The organism is Paraeggerthella sp., assembly GCF_048427265.1.
Classification (GTDB): Bacteria; Actinomycetota; Coriobacteriia; order Coriobacteriales; family Eggerthellaceae; genus Paraeggerthella; species Paraeggerthella hominis.
In genome coordinates, this window is sequence record NZ_DBFOSR010000043.1 from 14,068 (window position 1) to 27,081 (window position 13,014).

Consider the following 13,014-nt stretch of genomic DNA (forward strand, 5'->3'; position numbering starts at 1 on the left):
CTCGCATCCCCTCCCTTACGCGCCTGCGCCGGTCATCTCGTGCTCCACCGCAGAGGTGCCGCACAGGTATCCGCCGCAAAACGCCAGTCCGACGTCGCCCATGAGCGAACCCAGGATAGGGTCGCCCACGTAGCTGTTCTCGCCGCAAGCCCCTCCGGCGGTGTGCCACCCGGCGTACAGGCCCTCGATGGGCCGCCCATCGGTGCCCATAACCTGCATGTCCTCGTTGATCAGCAAGCCCGCTTTCGTGCCGTACAGGTTGCCGCCGATGCGGCACCCGTAGAACGGCGGCTCCTTGACGGCGTGCAGCCATTCGGGAGGCATCGGGTACAGGTAATCGTCCTCGCCCTTCTCGCAGCACGCGTTCCACTTTTCCACGGCCTCGGTCAGAACGCCTTCGGCCAACCCCAGATCGCGTTCGAGCTCTTCCAACGTGTCGCGCTTCTTCAACACGTCGGCGTCGATGGCGTCCTGCACGCCGTGGTGCCAGTCGCGGTAGTGCTCGGGCACCTTGTCGATCTGCTCAAGGTCGGGCGTGATGAGCTTGCGGCAATGCTCCTGCGCGAAGCCCGCCAGGTGATCCTCGTAGTTCGCGTCGAAGATGATGTAGGAGCGATGCCCCGGAGGCGTCATCTGGATGGTGGCCAGATCGCCCAAGGCGTAGATGGCGTTCGCGCCGTCCTCGGCCACGCGGCTGTCCAGGTAGCGCAAACGGTTGCCGCAGCGATCGATGGTCAGCCACGGCTGGCGCGACAGCTGCGTCATGCCGTCGTAGAGGAAGCGCGCCCACTGCCCGCCTTCGGCCTGCCAGTCCACGCCGCCGTCGAAGCTGGCGGAGCTGTTGAACCCGGACACGTCGGCACCCGCGCCCAACCCCATGCGGAAGCACTCGCCCGTTTCGCCGCCCACCAGGTAGCTTGACGCGCAGCCCATGGCCGCCGTGGGAATGTACTTCTCCAGAAGCGCCTTGTTGTTGCAGAAACCGCCCGCCGTGAGAATGACTGCGCGAGACGCGTGGATGTACACCTCGCGCTCGAAGTCCTCCTTGGCCACCAGGCCCACGATACGACCGCCCGCATCGCGCACGAGCGCCACCGCCGGGCACTGGAACTTGTACTCGACGCCCTTGCGCTGCCCGTAGCTGAACATGGCGTCCGTGGCGTCTTTCATCTTGAGCACGTGATGGTCGAGCGTCGAGTTCTTCGGCGCCACGTACACGGGAACCTCGCCCAAGCGCCACCGCACGCCGCAGTCCGCCATCCAGTCCAGACTCTTGCCGCCCTCGCAGGCAAGCTTGTAGATGAGCTTGGGATCGGCCGCATAGTGATACTCGTCCATGGCCCAATCGGTCAGGGCCTTCGGATCAAAAGGATAGGACGGGAAGGCGAAGCGCTTCTCGTCCTGCCCGCTGTAGCCGCCCAAGATCCCGCACATGCCGGCCGATTGTGCGTTGCCGCCGTGCAATCCCATGGCCTCGACGCAGATGGTCTTCGCGCCCAGCTCGGCTGCGCGCGCCGCCGCGTTCAGGCCGCCGCCGCCCGCGCCCACCACGCAGATATCGCATTCGTAGTCCCACTTCTGCGGCACCGCGCGCGGCGGAATGGGCGTTGCGTCGTCTGCGGGAAACGCTGCCGCGTTATGCTCGCGATACGTGCCGTCCTCCCACGAGGCGTTCGTCGCCGCGCTGTCGGGAACCTGAACGTTCTTCGACCCGTCGGCTGCCCAATCGCCGATGACTCCCGCCGGCACCGCATGCGCCGCGGCTGCGGGCATGACCGCCGCAGCCGCCGTGCCGCCCACGACCGCCGCCGCGCCCGTCAGGAACGCGCGGCGCGACATTCCCTCCGCGCTGCGTCCGTTATGCTCCTTCATCGCAATCCCCTCCCTAGTTTCCCGCAGAGACGGCAGCGCCTGCGCCTGTTTCCGCTTGCGCAAGGGCGTCCTCGACCGCCTGCTTGACGCCGGCAGTGGTGATGGTAGCCCCGCTCACAGCGTCGATGTCGGCGCCCTGCGCCGCGTCGATCAGGGCCGCGTACTTGCCGTCGCGGATGGCCTCAAAGCCGCCGACGCTTTGCGTTTCGCCTTCCTGCGTTGTTTCTATGCAGGTCAAGCGGTTGTCCTGAACCAAAAGCGTCACCGTCACCAAACCGTCCATGCCCTTGCCCGTGCCGGTGTACACGCCGTCGTGCAGCGTTCCTTCAGCCTTTTTCGCAGGATCGACCGTCACCTGCGCCGCCCACGGATCGTCCGTGCGCAGCGCCAGCTGCTCGGCGCTCGCCGCATCTTTCGATCCTGATCCCTCGAACCCCGCGCCGCACCCCGTAAGGCCCAGCGTCAGCGCCGCAGCGCATCCCGCAGCCACAGCCGTCTTCTTCATACGCACCCTCCTCGGTCTTCGGGAACGGCGATCGAAACCGCGTTCCCGGTCCAGCCCCTAACGCTTCGAAGCGTCGTTCCATCCGACGGGAATTTCGTAGTCATGGCAGGTATTGCAGTACATCTGGGAAGCTTCGTGGACGCCATGGCAGTTGCTGCAATCGATGGCCTCCCCCTGATGCGAGCGATGCGGGTTCACGCCCGCCCGGCCTCCCCAATCCTGCGTTGCGGCCACGACGCTCTCCCAATCATGGCAACCGCTCTGCGCGCACATGCCCTTGTCGGCGGTGACGCCCGTCCGCGTGATGCGGCCCGCCTCGTCCGTTTCGAAATCGCCGGATACCCAGGCCACGCCTTCGGCCACCTGTTGATCGATCTTCGCCTCGTGGCATTCCAGACAGGTCGCGTTCGCTCGCTCGTGCGCGTTCGCCAGCAGCGTTTCGTCGTGATAGTAGCCCTCCACGTACGCGTCCATCGGATCGTGGCAGATCGCGTTACAGAAGCCGGGCTGCTCGTGCCACACCCAAAAGCCCCCTCCCGCGGCAACCGCCGTAATCGCGACCACCGCCGCCACGATCGGCCATTTCCTCTTTTCGGAGCGCTTCTCGCTCGGCTCGTTTCCCTCCATGGCCCCTCCTTTTCCCTTTAGTTCATTGTTGTATCTTTTTCGTTTCACTAATGAACTTTATGGAGCGCATGCTAGCATCTTTGCGAGCGCGGCGAAACCCGCCGTTGACGAGCGGAATCGTTTCGTCAACGAAAGCGGCGAGGACGCGGGGCGCTTGTGGCAATGCGGCGGTCGCGCCGTACGACGCCCCTTCCGCGTAACCGATACGTCGCATAGAGCGCTCTCCCATGCAGCGCCCCTTCCGTGCAGGTCGCGCACCATGCAACTCGCACACTCACGACGCGCTCTCCCATGCAGCGCGCCTTCCGCGCTGGCTCCTTCCGCAGGCGGGCCTTATTGACGCTTTGCGAAAAGTGTTAATTGACGATCCGTCAATGATGGGCGTATGCTGCGCTCATCAGGGGATCGACACCATCGCCTTTGCAAGCGGCTTAGCGAAAGCAGGCAAGCGCGAAGAACGACCGTCGGCAAGGAGGGAACCATGGGCACCGCGAACGACAAGGCAGCACGAAGCGCGCCGTCGGCTACGCGCCGCGCGGACATCGTGGCAGCCGCTCGGGCGCTCTACGAAGAGCGCGGGCTCTCCAAAACGTCCGTCCAGGACATTACGGATCGCGTGGGCGTGACGCGCTCGCTGTTCTATCACTACTTCCCCGACAAAGAGGCCGTGACGTCGGCGGTGCTTGACGACTACGTTGCCGATTTCATCGAAGCCACCCATTATTGGAACGCCCAGCGACGCACGGGCGACATCGAGCACGCCCTTTCGAGCGTGGTCAAGCTCATGCGCCTAGGCGTGTTCGAGCACGACGCCTTCCGCCGTTCGCTCGCCTCGCGCGAGAACGCGGCGCTCTACATCGACTTCGTGAACCGCGTGGCCGACCGCATAGCCACCTACATTGTAGAGACCACGGTGCAGGACTACAGCGCGCGCCATCGCGTGCGCATCAACCACGTCTACGAAACGTTCTACGTCCTTATCTTGGGAATCGTGGGCTACCTGCGAACGCACCCCGACGCTGACGACGAAGTGCTGAAAGACCTTATCGTGCAAACGCTCCACATGGACAGAGGGCGTCCCGAAACCGACGATACCGAATAGCGCCAAGCGGCGCGTATACCGGAAGAAACAGGTCGAAAGGCGACCTGTGCGAAGCATACCCGAAAGAAGGAGGGTTCCATGTTGTTCCAAGTGTACGGCGAGAACGCCGTGTACCAATGGCTCGGCTGGGCGATGGTGTTCATCTGCCTGATCCTGGTCAACGAAGTGGCGCGTCGTTCCAAGGCGGGAGGCGTGTTCTGCTTCCTGATCCTGCCCGCAGGGCTGACGGCGTACTTCATCGCCATCACCATCGGCGCCATGTCAGGCGCTCAGTGGGCGCTCGACAACCCCACGCATCTGTACATGAACAGCTGGTTCCACTACGCGAAGCTGTACGCGGCAACCATCGGCTGCATCGGCTTCATGGCACTCAAGTACAAATGGGGAAAGATCGGCAAGTCGCATTGGTTCAAGTGCTTCCCATTCGTCATCGTGGCCATCAACATTCTGATCGCCGTGGTGAGCGACTTCGAAAGCGCCATTCGCGCCTGGGGCACCACGTGGGTGTCCACCGAGGGCGTCACGCTCTACGGCGGCTGGCACAACGTGTTCAACGGCATCGCGGGCATCTTGAACATCTTCGTCATGACCGGTTGGTTCGGCATCTACGTGTCCAAGAAGAAGCAGGACATGCTGTGGCCTGACATGACCTGGGTGTTCATCATCTCCTACGACATCTGGAACTTCTGCTACACCTACAACTGCCTGCCCACGCACTCCTGGTACTGCGGCCTGGCGCTGCTTCTGGCTCCCACCGTGGCGGCGATGCTGTGGAACAAGGGCGGCTGGATCCAGAACCGCGCGTTCACGCTGGCCATCTGGTGCATGTTCGCGCAGTGCTTCCCGCTGTTCCTGGACGACAGCGTGTTCGCCGTGCAGTCCGTGAACGACCCGAACGTGAACCTCGTCGTATCGGTGCTGGCGCTGGCGGCCAACGTGGCCGCGCTGGGGTACGTGGCGTACCGCAGCAAGAAGCTTGGCAGAAACCCCTACACCAACGAGATCTTCGTGGGAACGAAGGACTACGAGCAAGCCATGGCTCGTCGCGAGGACGCTCCTGCTCAGACGGCGTAGCGCCTGGCATATCGCAAGGCTTGCAACCGACAGCCTACATGCATCTTGCTTGAAGAACGGCCTGGGAATCCGGGCCGTTCTTCTTTGCACCCCGGCGTCTCTCGCGCGCAATCCCCTCCCCCGTCACCGCAACCGCCGCCGGGATCCGGGCCCCGGCGCGCGAGGCGCGATCCCCCTCCGCAACGCTCGAGCCCGGACGCGGGTTTACCAAGCAGGCCCCGCATTGCTCGAGTCCAAACGCGAGGCCGCCAAGAAGGCGCGCGCTACTCCCTCTCCCACGCAGAAGGACCCGCAACACGTTCGCTGCGGGTCCTTCGAGCATGCACGCTATTTGACGGCGCTTACTTGTCGCGCGCGTCGCCCATCTTCTCGGCAAGGGCGGCCTGGCCAGCGGCCAAGCGAGCCAGCGGCACGCGATACGGCGAGCAGCTGACGTAGTCCAGCCCGATCTTGTGGAACATCTTCACGGAGTCGGGATCGCCGCCGTGTTCGCCGCATACGCCGCACACGATGTCGGGATTGCCCTTGTGGCCCAGCTCGACGCCCATCTCGACCAGCTTGGCAACGCCCGGATCGATGGTGGCGAAGGGGTTGTACGGCAGCAGGCGCTCGGCCAGGTACTGCGGAACGAACTCGGCCTCCACGTCGTCGCGGCTGAAGCCGAACGTCGTCTGGGTCAGGTCGTTCGTACCGAAGCTGAAGAAGTCCGCCTGCGTGGCGATCTCGTCAGCGGTAACGGCAGCGCGCGGCAGCTCGATCATGGTGCCCACGGGGATGTCCAGCTCGATGCCCTGCTCGGCGGCAACCTCGGCGATGGCCTCCTCGGCCACGCGACGCAGCTTCTCCAGCTCGGGCAGCACGGACACCAGCGGGATCATGATCTCGGGCTTCGGATCCAGGCCGCGCTTCTTGAGCTCGGCGCATGCCGTGGCGATGGCGCGCACCTGCATGACCGGCAGGATGGGATACACGATGCCCAAACGGCAGCCGCGCAGGCCCAGCATGGGGTTGGCCTCGCTCATCGAGTCGATCTGCTCCATGAGCTTGCGCTTCTCGGCGATAGTCGCCTTGTCGCCGCCGGTAGCCTCCAGCTTGGCGATCTCCACGTCAAGGGCGCGCGGGCTTTCCAGGAACTCGTGCAGCGGCGGATCGAGCAGACGCACGATAACCGGCAGCCCGTCCATGGCTTCGAACATGCCCAGGAAGTCGCCCGTTTGAGCAGCCAGAAGATCGTTCACGGCCTTCTCGCGCACGGCTTCGTCCTCGTTCAGGATGAAGGTCTGGATGATCTGCTTGCGATCGCCCAGGAACATGTGCTCGGTACGGCACAGGCCGATGCCCGCAGCACCGAAACCGCGGGACAGCTCGGCGTCCTCGGGGTTGTCGGCATTGGCGCGCACGCCCAGCGTGCGGAACTCGTCAGCCCACTCCAGGATGGTGTCCAGGTCGCCGGTAAGCTCGGGAAGCACCAGGTCGACAGCGCCCAGCACCACGATGCCCGACGTGCCGTCGATGGAGATCATGTCGCCCTCGTTGATGACGACGTCGGTGCCCACCACGATAGCCTGCTTCTTCTCGGCATCGATGCGCAGCGCCTCCACACCGCACACGCACGGAGTGCCCATGCCGCGCGCGATAACGGCAGCATGAGAGGTCTTGCCGCCGTGCGAGGTCAAGATGCCCTCGGCAGCGATCATGCCGGCCAGGTCGTCGGGGTTGGTCTCCCAGCGAACCAGCACGCACTTGCGACCAGCCTCGGAAACCTCGACGGCGTCCACGGCCGAGAACACGGCTTCGCCCACGGCAGCGCCCGGAGAGGCGTTCAGGCCGCGAGCCAGCACGTCGTAGTCGGCGCTCTTGTCGAACTGCGGGTGCAGCAGCTGATCGAGCTGGTCGGGATCGACGCGCATGACGGCCTCCTCCTTCGAGATGAGGCCCTCCTTCTCCATCTCGATGGCGATGTGCAGCGCGGCGGCGGCGGTGCGCTTGCCCACGCGGGTCTGCAGCATCCACAGCTTGCCCTGCTCGATGGTGAACTCGATGTCGCACATGTCGCGGAAGTGGTTCTCCAGCGTCACGAACACTTCCTCCAGCTCGCGACCGGCCTCTTCCAGGCCCGCGACCTCTTTGAGCTCGGCGATGGGGCTCGTGTTGCGGATGCCCGCCACCACGTCCTCGCCCTGGGCGTTCACCAGGTAGTCGCCGTAGAATTCCTTGTCGCCGTTAGCGGGGTTGCGCGTGAACGCGACGCCCGTGGCGGAGGTGTTGCCCTTGTTGCCGAACACCATGGACTGCACGTTGACGGCAGTGCCCAGGTCATCGGCGATCTTGTTCTGCTTGCGGTACAGCGTGGCGCGCGGGTTGTTCCAGCTGCCGAACACGGCCTCGATGGCAAGCTGCAACTGGGCCATGGGATCCTGCGGGAACTGCATCGCGCCGTCCACCACGAGGCTCGGATAAGCTTCGGCGGAAACGTTCTCGGCGAAGATCTGCTTGAACTCGGCCACGAGCTCCTGCAGGTCCTCGGCGGTCAGGTCGGTGTCGGACGCCACGCCGCGCAGGTTCTTCATAGCGGTGATGGCGTTCTCGAACAGGTCGCCGTCCAGGCCCATGACCACGCCGGAGAACATCTGGATGAAGCGACGGTAGGAGTCCCATGCGAAGCGCGGGTTCTCGGTCTGCTTGATCAGGCCGTTGATGGACTGGTCGTTCAGGCCCAGGTTCAGCACGGTGTCCATCATGCCCGGCATGGACATGGGAGCGCCGGAGCGAACGGAGACGAGCAGCGGATCCTCGGCATCGCCGATCTTCTTGCCCATGCGGGTCTCAAGATCCTCGCGGTACTCGCGGATGGTGTCGAGCGCGCCTTCGGGCCAGGTGTTGCCGGCATTGGCGTACTCCATGCACGTCTGGCACGTGATGGTGAATCCCGGAGGTACGGGCAGACCGATGTTGGCCATTTCAGCAAGGTTCGCGCCCTTGCCGCCGAGGATCGCCTTCATGTTGGTATTGCCCTCGGTCACGTTGTTGCCCTGAGCGTCCTTGCCGAACGCATAGACTCGCTTGACTTCTTCAGTCACTTTTTCTCCTTAACCCGAAGTGCTTTTCGTTACCGTTTCGAACCTTGAGTCACAGGTCTAGCCCATCATATCAGCCGATGGCGGATGAACGCGCTCATAGTAGCGCAAAATCTCTTGAGCGGTTTCCTCAACGGCTCGATTTTCGGTGTGAATGACAATGCAGCCGAGTTTGCGCATCAGGGCGCGCGCCTTCTCCAGATCCTGGTAGACAAACTCGGGATCGGCGTAGCGCGAAGCCACCCCGCCGGCACGGCCGAGCCTTCTCTGGCGGATGCTCACCAGCACTTCCGCCGTGGTCATAAGCCCGAACAGCCGGGTGCGCTCCACATCGAAGATCTCCTTCGGCGGCTCCGTCGAGGGATCGAGCGGAATGTTCGCCACCTTGTAGCCCTGCTGCGAAAGGTAGATGGACGTCGGCGTTTTCGACGAGCGGGACACGCCCAAAAGCACGATGTCCGCCTGCGCGATCTCCTGCGGGTTTCGGCCGTCGTCGTGAGCGATGGTGAACTCGATGGCCTCGATCCGCCTGAAGTAGTACTGGTCGGCCACGTGCACGCTGCCCGGCGTCGTGGACGGAGCGAGCCCCGTCATGCGCGCGATGGCCCCCACGGCGCTCGTCATAAGGTCGACGGCCACTACGTCGTCGCGCGAGGCGGCGTACTCCGCCAGCCTGCGCGACAAGCCGGCGTCCACCAGCGTGTAGAAGACCAGGATACGGCCGTCGCCCGTGCGCTGCCGGTGGAAAGCGCTGTGCTCGTCGATGAACGCCTCGATCTCCTCGAACGTGCGCGCCTTCGGCAGCACCTCGATGATGGGATTCGTGACGCCGAACTGGGCGGCGGCCGCACGGGCCACCGCCTGAGCCGTCAAGCCCACCGAGTCGCTTACCACATGGATGGTGGGCAGCGGCGTCGCGTTCTCATGAACGATGAAATCGCCCATGGCGCTACTTGGCCGACTTCGCCATCTTGCCGAAGTCCGCCACGTGGGCGAACACGGCCACGAAGCGGTTCAGCAAGCGCAGGCGGTTCTCGCGCACCGCCTGGTCCTCGTCCATGATCATGACGTCCTCGAAGAAGGCGTCGATCGGCGCGCGCAGAGCCGAAAGCGCGGCGAGCGCGGCGGCGTAGTCGTCGGCGGCGAGCGCCTCGGACACGCGCGCGGCGGCCTCGTCGGTTGCGGTCAGGAGCGCGCGCTCCGCGTCGGCCGCCAGGGCCTCGTCCACGTCGGTGCCCAGCTTCGCGTCGCGCAGGTTGTTGGCGCGAGCGTACGCGATGGCCAGATTGTCGAACGCGTCGGGCGCGTTGGTGCGGGCCGCTTCGAGCGCGCGGGTGCGGGCGATAATCTGCGCCGGCTCCTCCACACCCGTGGCCAGCACGGCATCAACGGCGTCGGGCGAGCAGCCGCCGTCGCGCAGCATGACCTTCGTGCGCGTGACGAAGAAGTCCGACACCTCGGCGCGAACCGCGTCCCGATCGAACGCCACACCGGCCGCCTGGTAGGTGGACAGCGCCGCATCGACGGCTGCCGCCAGGGAAACGGGCAGCCCCGCCTCGAGCATGGCAACGATGCCGATGGCGCTGCGGCGCAGGGCGAACGGATCGGACGAGCCGGTCGGACCCTGGCCTACCGCGAACAGGCCGCAGATGGTGTCCAGCTTGTCGGCGGTCGCCACGATCTTGCCCACGTTGGACGCGGGCGGCTCATCGCCGGAGAAACGCGGACGATAGTGGTCGGCGATGGCGCGTGCCACCTGGTCGCTTTCGTTCGCGGCCTCGGCGTAGTACGACCCCATCACGCCCTGGACGCTGGTGAACTCCACCACGGCGTTCGTCACCAGGTCGGCCTTGGCCAGATACGCGGCGCGCTCGGCGTCGGCGGCGTCGGCTTCGGAAAGCCGCGCGTCGCAAGCCAGGTGCTTCGCCAGCGCCACGATGCGGTCGGTCTTCGCCTTCATGGTGCCGAGCGTTTCCTGGAACACCACTTCGTCCAGACGATCGACGTATGCCTCGAGCGGGCGCTTGAGGTCCTCTTCGTAGAAGAACTTGGCGTCGGACAGGCGGGCGCGCACCACGCGCTCGTTGCCGTCGATGATGGTGGAAGCATGCGCCGGGTCGCCGTTGCTCACCACGATGAAGTTGTTGGTCAGCTTGTCGTTCGCATCGTACAGCGGGAAGTAGCGCTGATGCATGAGCATGGCGTCGACGATGATCTCCTCGGGCACGCGCAGGAACTCCTCGTCGAAGGTTCCCACCAGCACGGTCGGCTGCTCGCAGAGGTTCGTGACCTCCAGCAGGGTCTTCTCAGGCAGCTCGGCGCGAGCGCCCGTCTGCGCCTCGGCCTGCGCCACGCCGACGCGAATGACCTGCTCGCGAGCCTGTTCGCTCGTCACCACATGCGCAGCCTCGACAACGTTCAGCAGGTCGGCGGCCGTGGCCACCTCGTGCGGGCCGGGCGCCAGGAAGCGATGGCCGCGCGTCAGGTTGCCGGCCGTCAAGCCCGCAAAGGAAACGGGGATCACGCGCTCGTCCAGCATGGCCACAAGCCAGCGCACCGGGCGCGAGAAGTACTCGCTCGTGGTGCCCCAGCGGCAGGACTTCGGCCACGAGATGCCCTCGATCACGCCCTCCAGCACGCCGGGCAGCAGCTCGGCCACGTCGCGCGCGGGAACGCTTCTCGCAGCGAACACGTACTCCACGCCGTTCTCCTCGCGGCGCTCGAGCGCTTCGACGTCGACGCCCTTGCCGCGCGCGAAACCGGCGGCGGCCTTCGTCGGGTTGCCTTCGGCGTCGAACGCGATCTTAGCGGACGGACCGCGGAACACCTCGTCAAGGGCCTCGGTCGTATCGGCCACGTCGGACACCATCGCGATCAGGCGGCGGGGCGTGGTGTAGATGGCCACGTCGCCATGCGGTATGCGCACTTCGTCGAGCGCGGCCGGGACCAGCTTCTCAAGCTGAAGCGTTGCCTTGTGCAGATCGAACGCCGGAATCTCCTCGGTGCCGATCTCGAATGCGAGCGTATGCAGGGTGCTCATCGTGCCTCCTCCTTTCCTGCCTCGACGTCTTCGGCGGGCTTGATGCCCACCACGTGCTCCATGTAGCTTGCGCACACGGCCTTCGCCAGCGTGCGAACGCGCAGGATGTAGGCCATGCGCTCGGTTGCGGAGATCACGCCGCGCGCGTCGAGCAGGTTGAACGTGTGGCAGCACTTGAGCACGCTGTCGTAAGCGGGCAGCGGCAAGTCGGCCTCGAGCGTGCGCTTGCACTCGGCTTCGCGCTCGTTGAACTCCTGGAACAGGAAGTCGGTGTCGGCCACTTCGAAGTTGAACTTGGAGTACTGGCGCTCGTTTTCCAGGTACACGTCGCCGTACGTGAACGTCACCCCGTCGGCTCCCCGGCTCCACACGATGTCGAACATGCTGTCCACGCCCTGCACGAACATGGTCAAGCGCTCCAGGCCGTAGGCGATCTCCACCGGGACCGGGCTGCACTCGAAGCCGCCGACCTGCTGGAAGTAGGTGAACTGGGTCACCTCCATGCCGTCGATCCACACCTCCCAGCCAAGGCCCCAGGCGCCCAGCGTCGGGCTTTCCCAGTCGTCTTCCACGAAGCGGACGTCGTGCGCGTCCACGTCGATGCCGATGGCGCGCAGGCTGCCTAGGTACAGGTCCTGGATGTTGTCGGGCGAGGGCTTCATGAGCACCTGGAACTGGAAGTAGTGCTGGGTGCGGTTGGGGTTCTCGCCGTAGCGGCCATCGGTAGGACGGCGGCTGCCCTGCACGTAAGCCGTGCGCCACGTGTCGGGTCCCAACGAGCGAAGCGTGGTAGCGGGCGCGTTCGTGCCGGCGCCCACCTCGTTGTCGTAAGGCTGCAGGATAACGCAGCCCGCGTTTGCCCAGTAGCGCTGCAGGTTCATGATGACGTCCTGGAACGTCGGCGGCAGCTGATCGGCAGCCCCCTGCTGCTGCGACAAAGCGTTTGCAGTTTCGGTTGACATGGCTCTCCTTGTCCTCGTACGGAATCCCTCAGTGTGTTCGAACGCCCGCTATTCCAGCAGGCCGAAATTGCTCAAAGGCCAGTACACCAGCGCCCCCCGACCCGTAACCGAGCTGACCGGCACGGCGCCGAAGAAACGCGAGTCCTGCGAGTTGGTCCTATTGTCGCCCATCACCCAGATGAAGCCCTGCGGAACCGTGTAGGGATAGGTGACGTCGCTTGCCAGCGGATACGACGGCAAGCCGTTGGTGTAAGGTTCGGAAAGCGCCCTGCCGTCCACGTAGACCAGGCCGCTGTCGTCGATGGTGACCGTCTGCCCGCCCACGGCGATGCAGCGCTTGATCAGGACGCGCCCGGGAATCTCGGGGTCTTGGAACGTCACGATGTCGCCCGGCGCAGGCTCGCGGAAATAGTAGCTCACCTTTTCGGAGAACACCATGTCCCCCGTCATGATGGTCTCTTCCATGGAGCCGGAAGGAATCTCGTACGGCTGAAACACGTAGGTCCTTAGCAACCACGACAGCCCGAAAACGAAGGCCACCATGATGACCAGGCTGAAAAACGACCTGAGTATGCTCGGACGCTGACGATCGGCGTGCTGACCGGAATTCATGAAGCCTGCTTATCCTTTCGATGCGGGCGCGCGGCGCCCGAATGAGATCACGAGTGCCTATGATAGCGCGTCCGAGCGACCCGCCCGACCCGTTCGACAAAGTTTGCAGAAAAATCCCGATCACCGGGCGAAAGAGGGCGAAA

General features: G+C 64.7%; 11 protein-coding genes. 2 read left to right on the top strand and 9 right to left on the bottom strand.

Going from position 1 to position 13,014, the window contains the following annotated elements; translation table 11 throughout:
• Positions 1 to 15: 15 nt before the first annotated feature.
• From ACMNI9_RS04470 to ACMNI9_RS04485, 4 genes are read right to left on the bottom strand one after another with little or no spacing between them, the layout of a single operon-like run.
• Entirely contained in the window at positions 16 to 1,872 is a 1,857-nt protein-coding gene (locus tag ACMNI9_RS04470; RefSeq protein WP_114565801.1) for an FAD-dependent oxidoreductase, read from the bottom strand.
• Between the two features lie 13 nt (positions 1,873 to 1,885).
• Positions 1,886 to 2,377, bottom strand: coding sequence for an FMN-binding protein (locus ACMNI9_RS04475; protein WP_216528591.1), 492 nt, complete (start codon positions 2,375 to 2,377; stop codon positions 1,886 to 1,888).
• A 57-nt stretch (positions 2,378 to 2,434) separates the two neighbouring features.
• Positions 2,435 to 3,004, bottom strand: coding sequence for a cytochrome c3 family protein (locus tag ACMNI9_RS04480; RefSeq protein WP_216528592.1), 570 nt, complete (start codon positions 3,002 to 3,004; stop codon positions 2,435 to 2,437).
• Between the two features lie 22 nt (positions 3,005 to 3,026).
• Positions 3,027 to 3,233, bottom strand: coding sequence for a hypothetical protein (locus tag ACMNI9_RS04485; protein ID WP_418831022.1), 207 nt, complete (start codon positions 3,231 to 3,233; stop codon positions 3,027 to 3,029).
• Positions 3,234 to 3,485: 252 nt separating this feature from the next.
• Between ACMNI9_RS04485 and ACMNI9_RS04490 the strand changes: the two genes are divergently transcribed.
• Together ACMNI9_RS04490 and ACMNI9_RS04495 are read left to right on the top strand one after the other, a co-directional pair.
• Positions 3,486 to 4,106 (top strand): TetR/AcrR family transcriptional regulator, encoded by a 621-nt coding sequence (locus ACMNI9_RS04490; protein WP_418831024.1) that lies wholly within the window; start codon positions 3,486 to 3,488, stop codon positions 4,104 to 4,106.
• A gap of 78 nt (positions 4,107 to 4,184) precedes the next feature.
• Positions 4,185 to 5,180, top strand: a complete 996-nt coding sequence (locus ACMNI9_RS04495) for a DUF5692 family protein (RefSeq protein WP_114565806.1) — start codon at positions 4,185 to 4,187, stop codon at positions 5,178 to 5,180.
• A gap of 341 nt (positions 5,181 to 5,521) precedes the next feature.
• Here the strand turns inward: ACMNI9_RS04495 and ppdK are convergent, their stop codons facing one another.
• From ppdK to lepB, 5 genes are read right to left on the bottom strand one after another with little or no spacing between them, the layout of a single operon-like run.
• Entirely contained in the window at positions 5,522 to 8,260 is a 2,739-nt protein-coding gene (gene ppdK / locus ACMNI9_RS04500) for a pyruvate, phosphate dikinase (RefSeq protein WP_114565808.1), read from the bottom strand.
• Between the two features lie 57 nt (positions 8,261 to 8,317).
• Positions 8,318 to 9,202 carry a pyruvate, water dikinase regulatory protein gene (locus tag ACMNI9_RS04505; RefSeq protein WP_114565809.1) on the bottom strand — a complete coding sequence of 295 codons (885 nt, stop codon included), beginning with the start codon at positions 9,200 to 9,202 and terminating at the stop codon, positions 8,318 to 8,320.
• Between the two features lie 4 nt (positions 9,203 to 9,206).
• A complete protein-coding gene (gene glyS / locus ACMNI9_RS04510) occupies positions 9,207 to 11,297 on the bottom strand; it encodes a glycine--tRNA ligase subunit beta (RefSeq protein ID WP_418831026.1) in 2,091 nt (696 codons plus the stop codon).
• Positions 11,294 to 12,259, bottom strand: coding sequence for a glycine--tRNA ligase subunit alpha (locus ACMNI9_RS04515; protein ID WP_418831028.1), 966 nt, complete (start codon positions 12,257 to 12,259; stop codon positions 11,294 to 11,296). Before ACMNI9_RS04515 ends, glyS begins: the two co-directional genes overlap by 4 nt.
• Positions 12,260 to 12,307: 48 nt before the next feature.
• Positions 12,308 to 12,871 carry a signal peptidase I gene (gene lepB, locus ACMNI9_RS04520; RefSeq protein WP_216528595.1) on the bottom strand — a complete coding sequence of 188 codons (564 nt, stop codon included), beginning with the start codon at positions 12,869 to 12,871 and terminating at the stop codon, positions 12,308 to 12,310.
• Between the last annotated feature and the right edge of the window lie 143 nt (positions 12,872 to 13,014).